A 16,018-nucleotide genomic window follows, 5' to 3' on the forward strand; every position below is an offset into this window, starting at 1 on the left:
GAGTGCTGAGTTTTTTGAAGAAAGAAGAAAGAAAAAAGACCATCAACCGACAACCAACAACTATCAACCATTAAATTAATACCCTTTGACCACTAAGTTAATACCCCTCGACCACTAAGTTAGTACCCCTTGACCACTAAGTTAATACCCCTCAACCACTAAGTTAATACCCTTTGACCATTAAATCAATACCCTTTGACCATTAAATTAATACCCCTCAACCACTAAGTTAATACCCCTTGACCATTAAATTAATACCCCTCAACCACTAAGTTAATACCCCCTCGACCATTAATATACCGTTCTCCAAAATTTAGACCACAGTTAAGCGGATTTAAGTTGATAATTGGGTTCAAATTGAATTAAATCTTTTGGTTTTTGATAGTTAATTTCTTGATGTTTTCGGTTGTTGTATCCTGCAATAAAATCCCTAATCCCTTTGTACAGTTCCAAGCCTGATTCCACAGGATTGAGATAAATATAATCATACTTTATCCTCCTGAAAAACCGTTCGATATAGATGTTGTCCGTAGCCCTACCTTTGCCATCTATACTGACTTTTATATCGTGATTTTCCATAAAGTCTATCCAATGGGTAGAGGTATATTGGCTCCCTTGATTAAAGTTTCTGATTAATACACAATAAGTTACATTGTCTATAAAGACTCAATCGATGCTCTTTATCTATCATTTTTTCCCGTTCTTTCATTCCTCTAGCATCCCTAAGTTTTTTTAAGAAATCAATCTCTATCTGCAATTGACCGATTTTTTGATAAAGCTTTTCTTCTTTACCAGCCGATTGTTCTTTTCTCCTTTCTGATGAGAAAACTTGGTCTGATTGGCTCAAAAACTCTTTTTTCCAGTTCTGGATTTGTTGAGGGTGAACATCGAACGGGCAGCTAATTCTGATAGTATTTCTCTCTCTTTCAGGGCTTCAATAGCAACTTGTGCCTTGAAGGCGGGGCTAAATTTTCTTCTTATTTTTTATTTTTTTACGAGTTAAGATTAATACTTTTTTTTAACTTAACCCGTGGTCTGATTGTTGGGGAACATTATAGTTTTCAAAAAGTCAAGATAGACTCATAATCTAAAACTTAAATGTTCCTTCTGGAAAGGCACGGTTGATTTCTATTTTATTGAGTAGCATCACATAGTCGCCATCCTTCTTGGCACTAGCACTTTCTATTCTGAAAGGGAATAGCAATGCCCCTACTTTCTTATAATCTGAATAAAGCAGCACCTCGTCTTTCTTCTCTTCTTTGAGGAGCATATAGGTTTTAGTATCAAAATAATAGATGGTTTTGTTCACATTTTTAGTGAGCACCACTTTATGACAATAGATGTTTCCCACCTTTTCTTTTCCCTGATATTCAGCAGTGAAGCCTTTATTTTCAAAATCGATGAAATCGTTATCAAAACTTTCTGGGATATAATTAGGATACTCTTGCAGTTTATTGGCAGCGTAATTCATCGCATAGCCTTTCTTGCCATCATAGCCCTCTACCACCGTTTCTTTCTTCCCTACAGTAACCACTGTTTTGGTAAGATTAGGACGGTTTTGATAAATTTTGATGGGATATTCATCATTAATTCCCAGAGTTACCTTACCCGAAAGCAAAACGGTATTGAGCAGTTTCCAATTGGTCAATCCCCCAGAGAGTTCAATATTTTTCTCTATAATTTCTTTTCCCGTCTGAGCCATAATACCTTGAAAGGTCATCCAGCTGAATAGGATTAAAAATATTTTTTTCATTCAATAGATTTAAGAAGGTTCAAAGATAATGAAAAATTAATTTTGAGTGTTGAGTATTAAGAAGTTTTGAGTGTTGAGTGTTGAGTTTTGAGTTTTGAGTTTTGAGTTTTAAGTTGATTACTAATTTATCATTAATAATTAACCATTATCTTTCAAAATGGCATTAGCTTTTTCCAAATCCTCTGGAACATCAATACCCACTCCTACGAAATTGGTTTCAATCATTTTGATTTTCATTCCATTTTCCAAGTATCGGAGGCATTCTATTTTTTCGGATTGCTCTAATGGCGTCATCTCCAAACGGGAGAATTTCAGCAAAGCCTCTTTCCTGAAGGCATATACCCCAATATGTTTATAATACTCTACGGCAAATGTTTTTTCTCTATGAAAAGGCAACACCGAACGGCTGAAATACATTGCAAAGCCTTGCAAATCGGTGATAACTTTCACATTATTGGGATTTTCAATTTCCTCGGTTTCAGTCAGCTTTATTTTAAGCGAAGCCAAAGAAATTTCCTTTGGTTCATCATCATAAAACACTTGAATAAGCTGTTTCAATGGCTCTGTTTTAAGGAAAGGTTCATCCCCTTGAACATTGACCACAATATCACAATCTATATCTTGTACTGTCTCTGCAATGCGGTCGCTCCCCGTTTCGTGCTCGCCCGTCATTACAGCTTTGCCGCCTATATTAGTAATTTCTTGATAGATTTCTGCCGAGTCGGTGGCTACAAAAACTTCCTGAAACAGCCCTGTTTCCACTACATTTTGGTAAGTGGTGGCAATAACGGTTTTATTACCCAAGAGTTTCATCAGCTTGCCTGGGAAACGCGATGCTTGGTATCTTGCGGGGATTACAGCGATTATTTTCAATGGTTGATGGTTGTTGGTTAGAATAGAAAGGCAATTCATCTGAGGAATCAGAAGCAATTGCCTTTCTGATTTTTATTATTTAAGTTTTAGAAGTGCTGCTTCTAATTTTGGTAGCATTGTTTGGATTTCTTCGACACTTACGCCACCTGCAGATGCTCTGAACCAAGGCATCGTACGGCTATTCCCAAAAGCGGAAAACGGTACTAAAGCAACGCCCGCCTCTGCAATGAGGTAAAATACCAAATCTGAAGTGTTTTCTATTTTACCGCCATCGGGCTTAGTGGCTCCTATATAATCTAGCTGAATGGTGAGATACATAGCTCCCATTGGCTGTATGCTATCTACGGTAAGACCTTGAGCTTTCATAGATTGTACACCTTCGTGAAGCACATTAAGGCTATGCGCTATTTTTCCTTTGAAATCTGTAACGAATGTATCAACAGTATCTGTTTTTTGCAAAAATTCTGCTACGGCTTCTTGCTCTGGTTTTGGAGCCCAAGCTCCTATGTGGGTAAGCAAAGCTTTCATCTTGTCTATCACTTCCGTAGGACCAAATGCCCAACCTACACGCACCCCCGTAGCGGCGAAACATTTGGAAGTTCCATCGATAAAAATGGTATAGGCTTTCATCTCTGGAAATAAGGAAACAGGATTGAAATGCTCAGCTCCGAAGGTTAGCATTGCATAGATTTGGTCATACATCAGATACAGAGGCTTTTCGTCTTCGCTTCGTTTAGCATTTTCTTCTAATACCAATTGGCAGATTTCTGCTAATTGCTCCTTGGTGAACATTGTCCCCGTAGGATTAAGAGGTGAGCATAATGCTAGTAGCGTAGCACCTTCCAAATGCGGTCTTAGTTCCTCTGCGGTAGGTAAGAAATTATTTTCTGCAGTGGTTTCTACCTCCACTTTATTGGCGTGGGTAAGGTAAGAATAGTGGTTGTTATTCCAAGAAGGAACGGGATATACCACCTTATCGCCTTCATCTACAATGGTTTTGAATGTAGCGTATATCAAAGGACGAGAGCCGCCTGATATCAAAATATCATTAGGGGAATAATCTAGATTCCAGCGTTGTTTCAAATCTTCTGATACCGATTTTCTTAAACTAAGGACACCATTAGCGGGTGGATAATTGGTAAGATTATTCTGATAAGCTTTCTGAATACCTTCCTTTAACAGAGCAGGAATAGGATACAGATTGGAGTTTAAATCTCCTATGGTAAGATTGGCAATTTCAGTGCCTTTGGCTTTCATATCATTCACTTCGTTTCCTATTTTCACAATTTCGGAACCGATAAGATGGGCTGCAAGTTTTGATACTTTCATTGTTTTTTATTGTGATTTTATATTTAACAATTTCAATTTATAAAACGAAACCGATTTAGGTTTTATTTTTCTTTTTAATTAACTTTTATAGAGTAGAGTAAACTAATCAAGTCTCTTTATTTTATTACTTATTCTTTTGTTATGATTATCCGCTGCTATCATCCCCCAAATAATACAGATAGGCCAAGTAATGAATACCCCAAAGCCGAATGTTACTAAACCGATAACTACAGATGCAATCAGCATAATAATTCCGCCTACTACCGTAGAATAGAGCATCCCAAACGGCCCGAAAAAGAAGGTTAACAAAAATGCTACACCAATACTTTTTCTGCTCTCAATAATGATAATTTTTTGAGTATCCATATTTTTTACGCCTTGATTTTCTTGTGAATTTGTTTCCATAGAGCTAATAGTTTAAAATATTCATACCAAACCCTCCCAGAAGTTGATTCCGAAAGGGTTTGGGGTTAGTTTTCAATAGGTTAAAGATTAAGATCTGCTTTTACTTTCTCTATTTTATCGGATAAGATTGGCAATTGCGTTTTGAAATCTTCCTCCGAAGCGATAGGAGCCTTCACAGAAACATAAAACTTGATTTTCGGTTCTGTGCCTGATGGTCTTACGCAAACTTTTGTACCGTCTTCTGTATAGTAAATCAACACATTAGATTTTGGAATATCATCCATCACCTTGGTTTCATTTTTAGAAACCACTTGGCAAGTTTGCTCTTTGAAATCTTTAATCTCTTCTACCAAAGAACCTGCGATGGATTTTGGTGGATTTTCGCGGAAGTTTTTCATCATCTCCTGAATCAGTTCTGCACCTTCTCTACCCTTTTTCACCACATTGATTAGGCCTTCATAGTACATTCCCGTTTCTTTGTAAATGTCTATAAGGTATTGGTACATTGTTTTTCCATTGGCTTTGCACCAAGCAGCAATTTCACACGCTAGGAGAATAGAACCACAAGAGTCTTTATCCCTCACAAAATCTCCCGTCATAAATCCGAACGACTCCTCACCACCACAGATGAATTTCTCTTGCCCTTCTACATCGCGAATCATCTTGCCAATCCACTTAAAGCCTGTGAGCCCCACTTTGCAATCTACGCCAAATTTCTCCGCAATATCAAAGAAAATATCTGATGTTACAATGGTAGAACCGATAAACTCCTTGCCCGTAATTTTACCCAATTGCTTCCATTGGTCTAAAATATAATAGGTAAGAATTGTATTGGTTTGGTTTCCGTTGAGAAGTTGCATTTCGCCCTCCAAGTTTCTCACCGCAATACCCAATCGGTCGCCATCTGGGTCGGTGCCTATCACAATATCCGCATTGGTAATTCTTGCTAAATCCATCGCCATAGACAGAGCAGCGGGTTCCTCTGGATTAGGAGATTCTACGGTAGGGAAATTTCCACTTGGTATCATCTGTTCTTTCACCAAATCCACTCTAGTGAAACCTGCTTTTGCCAACGCCTTTGGGATGGTAGTATAAGTCGTTCCGTGGATGGAGGTGAACACAATGTTTAGCTGGTCATATCCTTTTTTATCTTTATGATAAAGAGAGTTTTCCATACAAGCGTTGATATACACATCGTCTTGCTCCTCTCCTATCCATTCTATTAAATCATCATTTCCATCAAATTTAATGGCATCAAAAGCAGTAGCATAAACCTCTTTGATGATGTTTTCATCATTAGGTGGCACTACCTGAGCACCATCATTCCAATAAACTTTATAGCCGTTGTATTCTGGTGGGTTGTGAGATGCTGTAAGCACAATTCCCGCATTGCATTTTTTCTCTCTTACGGTGAAAGACAATTCTGGTGTAGGTCTATGCTCTTTGAATAAAAGCACTTTGATACCATTGGCTGTAAGCACATCGGCAACAATTTTTCCAAATGCCTTGGAGTTGTTTCTCACATCATAAGCAATGGCAACTTTGATTTCTTCATTAGGGAAGCTTTGGTGTAGATAATTCGCCAAACCTTGCGTCGCCTGTCCTAAGGTGTATTTGTTCAGCCGATTGGTACCCACGCCCATAATGCCACGCATACCACCCGTACCAAATTCTAGCTCTCTATAAAAGGCATCTTCCAACTCTGAAGATTGGCTATCGATTAACGCCTGAACGGCATTTCTAGTTTCTTCATCAAAAGTTTCTGTAAGCCAAAGTTTTGCTTTATCTACTGTTGTCATTTTGATTTATTTTTTGGTTATACTATATTAATATTACAATTTTTGCTGTTTTATACTCGCTGTTTTATCTGCTTTAAAAACCTTAACGGGTTCGCTGTAAAACACCAGTTTTGAGGTATTTCTAATGTTTCCCTTCAGGGTATCTTTCACATTGACCTCAGTATAATTGCCATTTTTCGCTTCCAAATCGAGGGTGGATATTTGCCAATAAGGTGCAATAATATTAGCGGTATCTGCAATCTTGATGGTTGCATTTTGCGTTTCCCCAATAAAATTAGCCCTAGAAAGGTCTTTCATCTCTACCGTTGCCATTTTGGAACGAATTGACCCTATAAATTTAGCATTATTTTTTAAATCTACACGCACATTTTCTCCTTTTATTTCCCCCGATACATTAAATTCTACATCATCTCCTGCGGTGATGCTTTGCAAAGGCGTTTTGGAGTAAATGACAAGATTGTAGAAGTCAATAGCTTCCGTTTCTCGTTTTTCGCTAATCATCAAGGTATTGTTTTTCACCTCTATTTTTAGGTTATCCGCAATGTTTTGATAGCTTTCTATATTAACGAAGTTTTGCCCACTCGATACAAAAAACACCTTATATTTCCCTGAAAGTTGCACATTTTGAAATGCTTCCACGGGATAATCTTTTGATACAATATCGCCTTTGGGTTCTATTTTTCCGCAGGATATTGTAATGCTTAAAATTGAAATGGCACAGATATGCTTAATGGCTTTCATCTTGAATGGTTTTAAAAAATCGTCTTAAATCGTGAGCGTCTTTTGAAGTAAAGACTCCTAATTTTCTTTTTTTATCTTGATACAAAATAGAGATTGCCACATTCTCTAATAGCTTTCTCTCCTTAAAATTCACTTTCTTAATTTCGGATAATCTAATTTCATTATTGGTATCAGCTGTCAGTTCAGCAATGATGATATACAACCATAACGCTAAAATTAAATAATAAAAAATCCCAAAACCGCTCAACTGAAAATCTTGATTATACAGATTTGTAATAGAAAATATTATCCCAAAAAATCCTAATATAATATTAACTACTTTATAAAATAGGCTTTCGCTTATCCGAAGATAAGTTCCATCATTAGTTAAAGTTATTCTATTATTTTTAAAGGTTTTCATTGATATTTATTCTGTTGAATATCTTTTTAATTATCTTCAAATTGTGAAATCTTATGCTTTTACATTGTTAATCAATGATATAAAACTAAATCTCTTCTTCGATGTAATAATTTCTATGCTCCCTATTGGTACGAATAATCATCTCTCCCAAGAAACCTCCTATGAATAATAAAGTTCCTAAAATCATCATCGTTAGAGCGATGAAAAACCAAGGATTCTCTGCAATCAAGTTACCATAAATTCCTCTAGAAATGTCGATGAGTTTGGATACGCCCAACCATAATGCCGATAGAAATCCTACGAGGAACATCAGCGTTCCTGCTGCTCCAAAAAAGTGCATTGGGCGACCACCGAAACGACTGACAAACCATAGGGTAATCAAATCTAAAAATCCGCGAATAAAACGCTCCGTGCCAAATTTGGAAGTTCCATAAGGACGCGCTTGATGCTGAACGGGCTTTTCGGTGATTCTTCTAAACCCAGCATTGGCTGCCAAAACAGGAATATAACGGTGCATATCACCATAGACTTCTATAGATTTTACCACCTGCTTTCTGTAGGCTTTAAGACCGCAATTGAAATCGTGAAGCGATACGCCAGACACTTTTCTTGCCGCTGCATTGAAGAGTTTAGAGGGCAAGTTTTTAGTCATCACATTATCATATCGTTTTTTCTTCCACCCCGATACAATATCGTACTGCTCCTCTACCACCATTTTATACAGCTCTGGAATTTCCTCTGGAAAATCTTGCAAATCGGCATCCATCGTAATCACTACATCTCCATTTACCCGTGCAAAGGCAGCGTGAAGTGCCTGTGATTTCCCATAATTTCTAGAAAATTTAATCCCGTGAATATTAGGATTTTGATTTTTCAAAAACTCTATAATGCTCCAAGACGCATCTGTACTACCATCGTCCACAAACCAAACCTCATAAGATAGCTGGTGACTTTCGCAGACATTGTGAATCCTAGTATATAACTCTTCTAGGGAAGCTTCCTCATTAAGAAGCGGGATGATGATGGATAAATCTATTGTTTTCAATCCTTTTATTTTATAATTAATTAATTTTCAATGTTATAAAAAATCATCAAAAACTAAATATTTGACATCTGTTTCAAATCCAAAAATACAAATAAAATTACTCATAACTTCTCGTTCTGAAAAAACTTCCAAAAAACAATGAAAGTAACAGAAAATAAGCACAATACCCTGCAAATACATACCCGAAATACTTTGCAGAAAACATATCTTCATTTCGTTTTTCTTTCTCTGCTATTCTTACTTTGCCTTCGGCATATTTTTGTTCTACTTCTTTCATTTCCTCACTTTCGGGTTTGAAAACTTTTTTGGATTTTTGATATTCTTCTTCCAAAGAAGTCTTAAAACTTTCAATATACTGATGATTTAGAAGGTCTTTGGTTTCTCTATCTACATAATTAATATAAAAAAAAATAGAACCTATGGATAGAAAACCACCCACAAACATTGGTACAAAAGCCCTTCCATAAGCTTCTTTAAAGGTTAATCTCTTTTTCCATCTGCTGTAAGTAGTGACAGAAAGAAAGGCTCCAATAGCAAAAATAATGGGCAGTAAAAAAGCATTCAGCGTGATGGTATTGCGATAATAGTTAACATCTCTGAAAAAAATATTAGTGGTAAAAAACACGAGCATTATAACAGTAAATATCATAATACCAATAACATATACATTCTTAAACATTGCTAATCAATTTTGTTTTTTAATAATTTTAATTTTTCTATTTTGAATTTTAAATTTTTATCCTATCTTTGCACCCGGCAAGTCCTAAACAACCAGCTCCTGAAAATCCTCCAGGGTGGGAACGCAGCAAAGGTAATCGGTTGTAGCGGTGTGATTTAGGTAGCTTGCCATTTTTTTATGTCTATTAGTGAAGAGATTAAGTTATTTTTTTAGAATGCTTAATCTCTTCATTTTTATTTAGAATTCAAATTGCTCCCCTAATGAAGGCAATACCAAATCTACATTTCTTTCAGCAAAATGCTGAAGTGCTTCCTCGTGATTGATGCTTATCGGTGGAAAAGTATCAAAATGACACGCCATCACCTTTTCTACCCTTAAAAGTTTAGAAGCTGCAAAAGCCGCTGATTTTGAGCACATCGTATAATGTCCACCAATAGGTAAAATGGCTAAATCTATTCTTCCAAATAACTCTGGGAATAGTTCCATATCGGCGATAACTCCTGTGTCACCAGAAAAATAAATATTTTTACCCTCGTAGTTCAGCATATAGCCACTTGCTACACCGCCATAGCTCCCATCTGGAAACGAACTGGTATGAGCAGCAGGAAGCATTGTAATCTTTAAATCTCCTACAGAAGTACTCCCCCCGATGTTTAAATCGATAGCATTGGCGTGACCAAAATAACCGCATACCTCTGGCTGAGCAATCACCGTAGCATTAGGATAATGCTCCAAAACCTCTTTTACATCGGCAGTGTGGTCTCCGTGAGCGTGAGTAATCAGCACAAAATCTATATTATTTTTAGAAATATCAAACCCCGATTGTTCTTTTTGAAAATTGTAGAATGGGTCTGTAAGAATTGTTTTTCCTTGATAGGTAAACAAAAAGCAATTTTGTCCGAGAAATTGTATGGTCATAATGATAACTATATTTTTAATTATTTATTAATGTATTAGGTAACATATTTAAAAACAACAAACTACGCTCATAGTCTAAAGCATAAAAATCAAAACCTAAGTTAAGATTCTGATAATACTGAGGCTGATGAGTTTTATAATATTTTTCACTAGGAATTTGCCAAAATTTCACACCCAGTTTTTGAGCCAAAAACCATTTTTCTAAAAGTCTCGCTGCTCTACCATTACCATCCCTGAAAGGATGGATATGAGCCAATCTCAAATGTATCATAGAAGCGTAATAAAAAGTTTCTACAACACTCAAATCTTTTTTTATCAGTTCTTCAATATCCGAGAAAAGTGTGGACATTTCTTTTACCACTAAATGCTCTTCTACAGCAAGATAAACCAAGCCTTCGGGACTGAATACACCTACTTTATCATTTCTATATGCCCCTCTCAAACTTTTGATGAGAAGCTCCTCCGAAAGCAACTGATGACAATACAGGAAATTCTTCTCTGTAAGACTGTTGTTTTTAGCAAAAAAATAAGCTTTTACTAAATCATCTATTTCTTTAAGCTCTTTCGTGGGTTTAAATTTTTCTTTAGCTAATTTAGAGTTCATATAGGAGTTTAAATCAATGCTATTGCCCTCTATATTTGAAGAAAATACGGCAGAACTTTGAATCTGATATTCCTCCCCTACTTCTGTTTCGGAAAATTGAAATACAGAAAGTGCATTGGGCAACTTTTCTCGCCAAATATCATTGTATGCTTGATATTGATAATTATCTATAATTCTCATCCAAATATGATTAAACTTTTGCTAAATTGCACTCATATTCACACCTGCAGCGAGTAATACTGCCATCACCAATGTAATGATGCCTACCTGCTTCAGGAAAGGGTCCAATTGGCGTGGTTCTTTGGTCTGCAAAATTTTTCTTCGCAAGCCTGCCGTTGGAAATAGCATCACCATTACGATAAAAGCATAATATTTCCCTTGGATATGAAGGTTGTTCATCATCAGGAAAATTAATATCAAGATTAATGGTAGCTGTAGCAGTACCATCTGGTAAATCATCGCATTGCGAAAACCTAACCTTAGAGCCAATGTTTTCTTTCCAGACAAGGCATCACTTTCTATATCCCTCATATTATTAAGGTTTAGTACCGCAGCACTCATCATCCCAATAGCAGACGCGGGCAGCAATATATCCCAATGCCATTCTTTAGTGAAAAGGAAATAACTTCCTCCTACAGATACCAAACCAAAAAATATAAACACCATCATATCTCCCAAACCTAAATAGCCATACGGTTTTTTGCCCATCGTGTAGCCTATAGCTGCCAAAATGCACGCTACGCCTAAACCTATAAATACCCAAAACTCTTGGATGAAGTGAGGGAAAAAGGCTTTATATAAAAGTGCTATTGTTGCCAATAGGGAAAGCCCAGCGGTAATCCACACGGCATTTTTCATTTGCTGTGCAGAGATTTTGCCAGATGCTACAGCTCTTTGTTCCGCTTCCTGATTTCGAAGTTGATCGGTTCCCTTGACTCCATCTCCATAATCGTTAGCAAAATTAGATAACACCTGATATAAAAGCGTTACCAACATTGCCAATGCGAAGACTTGCCAATCCCAAGACTGACCTTCTTCTACCAAACGCCAGCGTGCCAAAAATGCCCCCAGAATAATTCCACTCATAGAAAGGGGCAGCGTACGAAGCCGAGCGGCTTGTATAAAATCTTTCATTATAATTATGCTTTCTTACCTGCAAAAATAGGCGTTTTCTACTAAATGCCCCGCTTTTTATTAAAATAAAATCCCCTCTGAGGTTTCAAAGGGGACAAAATATTTATTCATCTCAAAACTTTTAAAACAATAAGCGATTTGTATTAAAATATACAAATAACATCGCTTATCCAAAAGTTTTTTTTGAGTTTCTCCGTAGATTTATTTGGTAAATCTTACTGCCATTTTTCTATCCGCGGCTCTTTCTTCATCAGAAGCTTCGGCAGGTACTTTTGCAAACTCGCTTCCATAGCCTTCGGCAGAAACTACTTGTGCTCCCACGCCAGCTTTAGCCAATTCTCCTTTGATGAAGTCTGCTCTCTTCTGAGAAATTTCTTTATTCACAGCAGCATCTCCCGTTTTATCTGTATAACCTCCGATTTTGATTTTTGCATCTGGATAGGCTTTCAAAATAGCCACCAAATTAGCCACTTGCTCTGCAGAGCCAGCCTCTAACTGATTGGTAGAACCCATTTTGAAATTTACATTATCAAAATTATACCATTGGTCTTTTAGAGCGGCATCATCAGCGGCATTGGTGTAGCCACCCGTGCTAAGGAACTTCACCAATTGTTGCTCCAATCCACCTTCAAAAGCGTGAAGCTTAGTGCCATTCACTTCTACTTCTACAGCTTTTCTTTCTGCTCCGTGAGCTGTAGCGTGGTGAGTACCATCAGTTCCTCTGGTTTCGTGGTTATCGTATCTTTCCACGCCGTTTTCCATTTTCAAAACGCCTTTGTTACCACCTTCTGGAACTTTTTTGCAACTCAATACCAAGGCTGCAGCGGCAAAGCCTAACAATAGTTTTTTCATATCTTTTTTTATTTTTCTAATCGTAAATTATTCTCAAATGCAAATAATGCCCAAAAATAAGAAATCTTGTAATTTTGACAAAAAATTATTTTGATTTTAAAGTGATTTTTCCCTTTTTCGTTTGCGTAAAAACCAAATATTGGTCTCCTCCGTCTTTCAGTTTGTATTTCTTTTTTATTTCTTCTGGCTTTAGTGGATGGTTTTTGGAGATAATATTATACCGCTCGCCTTTTTTCAAAAACTTAGGTTCTATGATTTCCACCATCAGCTGTCGTCCTGGGAAGTTGGTCAACTCTACATCAGAAGTATATAGGTGGGTATTGGGATGGAGTTTTTTCAGTCGAAATTTTCGAGAAATCTCATTGAACGCTCCTGATTTTAAGACCGCATTATTCGGAATATAAAGGTATTCTTCTGGTTCTGAATAGATGGTTTCTGATTCTTCTTCGCCGAAATAAAACTCAAAGGGAGGTTCTTCTGTCTCTAAGTTTACGCACCTGCAAAGGATTTTTTCAGTTTCTTTTTTAGATTGGATGAAAACCAAAACTTCTTTTACATCATTTTTTACAGCGATAATTTCAATTTTGGCGATGCGATGCAAAACCGCAATCAGATATTTTAAATCGATTAATGGAGATAGTTTGATGACGATTTCCTCTGAAATTTCAAGCAATTGGTTCTGAATTTCTAATAAATTAGGTGAAAGTTCTTCCAACAGAAATACTTTATTTTGATGCTGGTCTCGCCTTGCTGGGTCTAGGTAAAGCACATCAAAACGCGATTGATTTTCATTTAGAAAATCTTCTAATTTTTGATTGATAAATGTTGCTTTTTTGTTCAGAATATTCCAATTGTGGGCTACAATGTCTAAGAGTTCTGCATTTTGCTCCACCAGAGTAACTTCCTCAAAATTTTTGGACAAATAATATGCATCGATACCAAATCCACAGGTAAGGTCTATTAATTTTTTCCCTTTTAAAACATTCGATTTGTAGTGTGCCGTTTTTTCAGATGAAGCCTGTTCTAGGTTGAGTTGCGGCGGAAAAACAATACCATCTTGTAACAAAAACGGAAACTTCCGCTGTGCCACTTGCAATCCCTTGATTTGCTGAACAATATCTTGCATAGAAACCTCTGGAAACGGCGATTTTTTCAGCAACAAATCCTGAATGTTAACTGCTTGGTTTTCAAATATAAATTTTTGAATTTCAGGACTTAATAATTCATCTATTGCCATTCCGAAAAGTTATTTACTCAAACATTTGGGCTAAGCGAACAGGCTTTATTTCTTTTTCCGAATAGAGCGTTTCAGCGTTGCGTTTTTTCTCCAATTGTGGATAGAGATTTACCCCAATGAGTTTTATTTTCCCTGTTTCTACCCACTCCTGCTCTGCAATGGCTTGGGTATAAATATCTTTCTGAATTTTTCCTGATTTCAAACTATTCAAATAGCCGCCACATTCCTCAATATCAATAAAATACTGCCAAGATTGCTCTGCTATCTGCTGCGTGAGGTCTTCTATGAAATAGCTGCCATTAGACGCATCTTCAAAAACATTGATGATGCTTTCATACGCCAAAACAATCTGTTGTTTAAAGGCAATTTCCTGCGAAAGTTCCGTATTGTTTTGCAACTTATAATCATTGGCAAAAACCGCATCTGCCCCACCTATCATTGACGCAGCAAGTTCCAAAGTAGATCTAATGAGATTATTTTCTTCATCAGCTTTGGACTTATTTCGGAAGGTAGTTTCTGCGAAGATATAAGGAATCTCATCAAGACCAAACTCTTTAGATAATTGATTATAAATAAGTTTCAAAGCTCTTATTTTGCTTAGTTCAAAGAAATAATTGCTTCCAACAGCAATTCTGATGATGAGTTTTTTAAGAATATCCTTGCCAAAAACTTCTACAAGTTCTTTAGTTTTTGCTAATGCAATGCCCAACTGCTGGTAGATGGCAGCACCAGCGTTCTGATGCAAAGCCACATCAATAGCGATATTTCGGGTAAAATTTTGATTTAAAAGTTCTTGTGCCAAGTCTTCTGAAAGCGTTCCTGCTTGTTCATCAAAAACATCTATCAAAGCATAATACTGATTATCGGTCTGATATTTCAAAGTTTTCAAAATATCCGCTTGCCCTACAAATATTGCTTTTTCTGATAATCCCTCCACATTTTGGCAAAGCAAAAATGCAAAAGCGTGCTCTTTTAAGCGCTCCTGATATGGTGCTACCAGATGGGTAGATTCCTCTATTTTAGACAGATTAGCCAGCGGCTTATCCACTGTATCATAGTAAGGATTTACCTTGAGTCCTTCCAAATTTTCTTTGGTTAAAAGACTGTAAATATCTTCCGTTTTTAATTGTTTTTGAACCAATTGTTCCCAATCTTTCAAAGCAATTTTTGTAAACATTTTTGTATTTTTAATAATCAGTGGAACAAGTTATTATTTCTTTACTTCCGTGCTATCTACCACCAGAATGAAAATTTCCTCATTCGGCTTTTTCATAAAGTAATTTTCGCGAGCGTATTTTTCCCTTTCTTCTTTATTGTTCATCAATTTTTTATAAAACGCATCATTTTTTTCATACTCCTCTTTATAATAGGCGATTTTTTCTTCATAACGCTTGATTTCTTCATTCTGCTCTTGAATTACCAAAAAAGAATTACTATCCAAAAAAATCATCCAAACCAAAAAGAATAAAATCACAATGAAATATTTATTAAGCAAATACTTCTTCACAAATCGGATTGATTTGGGTGTTTTTTTTATATCTTTTATTAATTCTTCGGACATTATTAGGATTTTTTGAGAGAATTATCAATTACAGTAGTCAGAAAATCTATCGCTACACTATTGTGTTTCATATTGGGAACAATAAGGTCTGCAAAGTTTTTAGAAGGTTCTATAAACTCTTGGTGCATAGGTTTCAATGTTGTCTGATAGCGGTGCAGTACTTCCTCCAAATCTCTTCCTCTTTCTTGGGTATCTCTTCGGATTCTTCGGATGAGTCGCTCATCAGAATCTGTATGCACAAAAACTTTTAGGTCAAACTCTTTCAGTAGTTCTGCATTGGTAAGCACCAAAATTCCTTCAACAATGAGGACATTTTTAGGCTCAATGGTAATATGGTCGCCCGTTCTAGAATGGGTAACAAAACTGTAAATAGGCTGTTCTATGCTTTCTCCTTTTTTCAAAGCTTTCACGTGGCTTAGCAACAAGTCAAAGTCTATGGACTTCGGATGGTCATAGTTTAGCGACTCCCTTTCTTGTAGCGTAAGGTGCTGATTATCGTGATAATAATTATCTTGTGAAAGTACATTAACTCCTTCGGCATTCAGTTGCTGAAGGATTTTATTGACTACGGTAGTTTTTCCGCTTCCCGTACCACCCGCTATTCCTATTACAAGCATTGCGTAATTGTTTTTTACAAAGATAGTGTTTTTATAAAGTATTTGCCAAGTTATAATCCATAAGTTTTGGT

19 protein-coding genes and 1 other RNA gene are annotated in these 16,018 nt (G+C 36.5%); 1 reads left to right on the forward strand and 19 read right to left on the reverse strand.

The genetic code is table 11. The features are described from left to right. Positions 1-324 precede the first annotated feature (324 nt). The 11 genes from ACFFUE_RS01525 to ACFFUE_RS01575 form a co-directional block, all read right to left on the reverse strand. Positions 325-579: an integrase core domain-containing protein gene (locus ACFFUE_RS01525; RefSeq protein WP_376832217.1), complete on the reverse strand. Its 255-nt coding sequence runs from the start codon at positions 577-579 to the stop codon at positions 325-327. A 40-nt stretch (positions 580-619) separates the two neighbouring features. Then, complete coding sequence (locus ACFFUE_RS01530) at positions 620-847, reverse strand: hypothetical protein (RefSeq protein ID WP_376832219.1); 228 nt, start codon at positions 845-847, stop codon at positions 620-622. A gap of 240 nt (positions 848-1,087) precedes the next feature. After that, entirely contained in the window at positions 1,088-1,753 is a 666-nt protein-coding gene (locus ACFFUE_RS01535) for a LolA-like protein (protein ID WP_327984573.1), read from the reverse strand. Between the two features lie 138 nt (positions 1,754-1,891). Continuing rightward, positions 1,892-2,626, reverse strand: a complete 735-nt coding sequence (kdsB, locus tag ACFFUE_RS01540) for a 3-deoxy-manno-octulosonate cytidylyltransferase (protein ID WP_376832221.1) — start codon at positions 2,624-2,626, stop codon at positions 1,892-1,894. Positions 2,627-2,701: 75 nt separating this feature from the next. Next, positions 2,702-3,955: a pyridoxal phosphate-dependent aminotransferase gene (locus tag ACFFUE_RS01545; protein WP_376832223.1), complete on the reverse strand. Its 1,254-nt coding sequence runs from the start codon at positions 3,953-3,955 to the stop codon at positions 2,702-2,704. Positions 3,956-4,057: 102 nt separating this feature from the next. Further along, the gene (locus ACFFUE_RS01550) at positions 4,058-4,360 is read right to left on the reverse strand and encodes a hypothetical protein (RefSeq protein ID WP_327984570.1); all 303 of its coding nucleotides are present in this window, start codon (positions 4,358-4,360) and stop codon (positions 4,058-4,060) included. Positions 4,361-4,440: 80 nt separating this feature from the next. Beyond that, the gene (locus tag ACFFUE_RS01555; RefSeq protein ID WP_376832225.1) at positions 4,441-6,159 is read right to left on the reverse strand and encodes a phospho-sugar mutase; all 1,719 of its coding nucleotides are present in this window, start codon (positions 6,157-6,159) and stop codon (positions 4,441-4,443) included. A 33-nt stretch (positions 6,160-6,192) separates the two neighbouring features. After that, entirely contained in the window at positions 6,193-6,900 is a 708-nt protein-coding gene (locus ACFFUE_RS01560) for a GIN domain-containing protein (RefSeq protein WP_376832227.1), read from the reverse strand. Beyond that, a complete protein-coding gene (locus ACFFUE_RS01565; RefSeq protein ID WP_376832229.1) occupies positions 6,887-7,300 on the reverse strand; it encodes a hypothetical protein in 414 nt (137 codons plus the stop codon). The genes ACFFUE_RS01560 and ACFFUE_RS01565 overlap by 14 nt, the downstream gene beginning before the upstream one ends. An 85-nt stretch (positions 7,301-7,385) precedes the next feature. Further along, complete coding sequence (locus ACFFUE_RS01570; RefSeq protein ID WP_376832554.1) at positions 7,386-8,336, reverse strand: glycosyltransferase family 2 protein; 951 nt, start codon at positions 8,334-8,336, stop codon at positions 7,386-7,388. Positions 8,337-8,442: 106 nt separating this feature from the next. After that, the gene (locus ACFFUE_RS01575) at positions 8,443-9,024 is read right to left on the reverse strand and encodes a DUF4199 domain-containing protein (protein ID WP_327984563.1); all 582 of its coding nucleotides are present in this window, start codon (positions 9,022-9,024) and stop codon (positions 8,443-8,445) included. Positions 9,025-9,099: 75 nt separating this feature from the next. Here ACFFUE_RS01575 and ffs point away from each other — a divergent pair. Next, an RNA gene (gene ffs / locus ACFFUE_RS01580) (signal recognition particle sRNA small type) lies at positions 9,100-9,197 on the forward strand. A 64-nt stretch (positions 9,198-9,261) separates the two neighbouring features. Here ffs and ACFFUE_RS01585 read toward each other — a convergent pair. The 8 genes from ACFFUE_RS01585 to udk form a co-directional block, all read right to left on the reverse strand. Further along, positions 9,262-9,942, reverse strand: coding sequence for a metal-dependent hydrolase (locus ACFFUE_RS01585; protein WP_376832231.1), 681 nt, complete (start codon positions 9,940-9,942; stop codon positions 9,262-9,264). Positions 9,943-9,958: 16 nt separating this feature from the next. Then, the gene (locus ACFFUE_RS01590) at positions 9,959-10,726 is read right to left on the reverse strand and encodes a Fic family protein (RefSeq protein WP_376832233.1); all 768 of its coding nucleotides are present in this window, start codon (positions 10,724-10,726) and stop codon (positions 9,959-9,961) included. A 21-nt stretch (positions 10,727-10,747) separates the two neighbouring features. Next, a complete protein-coding gene (gene menA, locus ACFFUE_RS01595) occupies positions 10,748-11,680 on the reverse strand; it encodes a 1,4-dihydroxy-2-naphthoate octaprenyltransferase (RefSeq protein ID WP_376832235.1) in 933 nt (310 codons plus the stop codon). Between the two features lie 201 nt (positions 11,681-11,881). Further along, a complete protein-coding gene (locus ACFFUE_RS01600) occupies positions 11,882-12,532 on the reverse strand; it encodes an OmpA family protein (RefSeq protein ID WP_376832237.1) in 651 nt (216 codons plus the stop codon). Positions 12,533-12,617: 85 nt separating this feature from the next. Then, complete coding sequence (locus ACFFUE_RS01605; RefSeq protein WP_376832240.1) at positions 12,618-13,769, reverse strand: THUMP-like domain-containing protein; 1,152 nt, start codon at positions 13,767-13,769, stop codon at positions 12,618-12,620. Between the two features lie 13 nt (positions 13,770-13,782). Then, positions 13,783-14,946, reverse strand: coding sequence for a methylmalonyl-CoA mutase family protein (locus tag ACFFUE_RS01610; protein WP_376832242.1), 1,164 nt, complete (start codon positions 14,944-14,946; stop codon positions 13,783-13,785). 33 nt (positions 14,947-14,979) lie between these two features. Further along, positions 14,980-15,330, reverse strand: a complete 351-nt coding sequence (locus ACFFUE_RS01615) for an FtsB family cell division protein (RefSeq protein ID WP_376832245.1) — start codon at positions 15,328-15,330, stop codon at positions 14,980-14,982. 2 nt (positions 15,331-15,332) lie between these two features. Next, on the reverse strand, positions 15,333-15,947 hold the full coding sequence (udk, locus tag ACFFUE_RS01620; protein ID WP_376832247.1) for a uridine kinase: 615 nt from the start codon (positions 15,945-15,947) through the stop codon (positions 15,333-15,335). Positions 15,948-16,018 lie beyond the last annotated feature (71 nt).

Origin of the sequence: Bergeyella porcorum (assembly GCF_042427575.1) — a bacterium.
In the GTDB taxonomy this organism is placed as follows: Bacteria; Bacteroidota; Bacteroidia; order Flavobacteriales; family Weeksellaceae; genus Bergeyella; species Bergeyella porcorum.

Coding starts and splice junctions, on each gene's coding strand:
- ACFFUE_RS01525 (WP_376832217.1), bottom strand. CDS start 579: ATGGAAAATCACGATATAAAAGTCAGTATAGATGGCAAAGGTAGGGCT.
- ACFFUE_RS01535 (WP_327984573.1), bottom strand. CDS start 1,753: ATGAAAAAAATATTTTTAATCCTATTCAGCTGGATGACCTTTCAAGGT.
- ACFFUE_RS01545 (WP_376832223.1), bottom strand. CDS start 3,955: ATGAAAGTATCAAAACTTGCAGCCCATCTTATCGGTTCCGAAATTGTG.
- ACFFUE_RS01550 (WP_327984570.1), bottom strand. CDS start 4,360: ATGGAAACAAATTCACAAGAAAATCAAGGCGTAAAAAATATGGATACT.
- ACFFUE_RS01555 (WP_376832225.1), bottom strand. CDS start 6,159: ATGACAACAGTAGATAAAGCAAAACTTTGGCTTACAGAAACTTTTGAT.
- ACFFUE_RS01560 (WP_376832227.1), bottom strand. CDS start 6,900: ATGAAAGCCATTAAGCATATCTGTGCCATTTCAATTTTAAGCATTACA.
- ACFFUE_RS01565 (WP_376832229.1), bottom strand. CDS start 7,300: ATGAAAACCTTTAAAAATAATAGAATAACTTTAACTAATGATGGAACT.
- ACFFUE_RS01575 (WP_327984563.1), bottom strand. CDS start 9,024: ATGTTTAAGAATGTATATGTTATTGGTATTATGATATTTACTGTTATA.
- ACFFUE_RS01585 (WP_376832231.1), bottom strand. CDS start 9,942: ATGACCATACAATTTCTCGGACAAAATTGCTTTTTGTTTACCTATCAA.
- ACFFUE_RS01590 (WP_376832233.1), bottom strand. CDS start 10,726: ATGAGAATTATAGATAATTATCAATATCAAGCATACAATGATATTTGG.
- menA (WP_376832235.1), bottom strand. CDS start 11,680: ATGAAAGATTTTATACAAGCCGCTCGGCTTCGTACGCTGCCCCTTTCT.
- ACFFUE_RS01600 (WP_376832237.1), bottom strand. CDS start 12,532: ATGAAAAAACTATTGTTAGGCTTTGCCGCTGCAGCCTTGGTATTGAGT.
- ACFFUE_RS01605 (WP_376832240.1), bottom strand. CDS start 13,769: ATGGCAATAGATGAATTATTAAGTCCTGAAATTCAAAAATTTATATTT.
- ACFFUE_RS01610 (WP_376832242.1), bottom strand. CDS start 14,946: ATGTTTACAAAAATTGCTTTGAAAGATTGGGAACAATTGGTTCAAAAA.
- ACFFUE_RS01615 (WP_376832245.1), bottom strand. CDS start 15,330: ATGTCCGAAGAATTAATAAAAGATATAAAAAAAACACCCAAATCAATC.
- udk (WP_376832247.1), bottom strand. CDS start 15,947: ATGCTTGTAATAGGAATAGCGGGTGGTACGGGAAGCGGAAAAACTACC.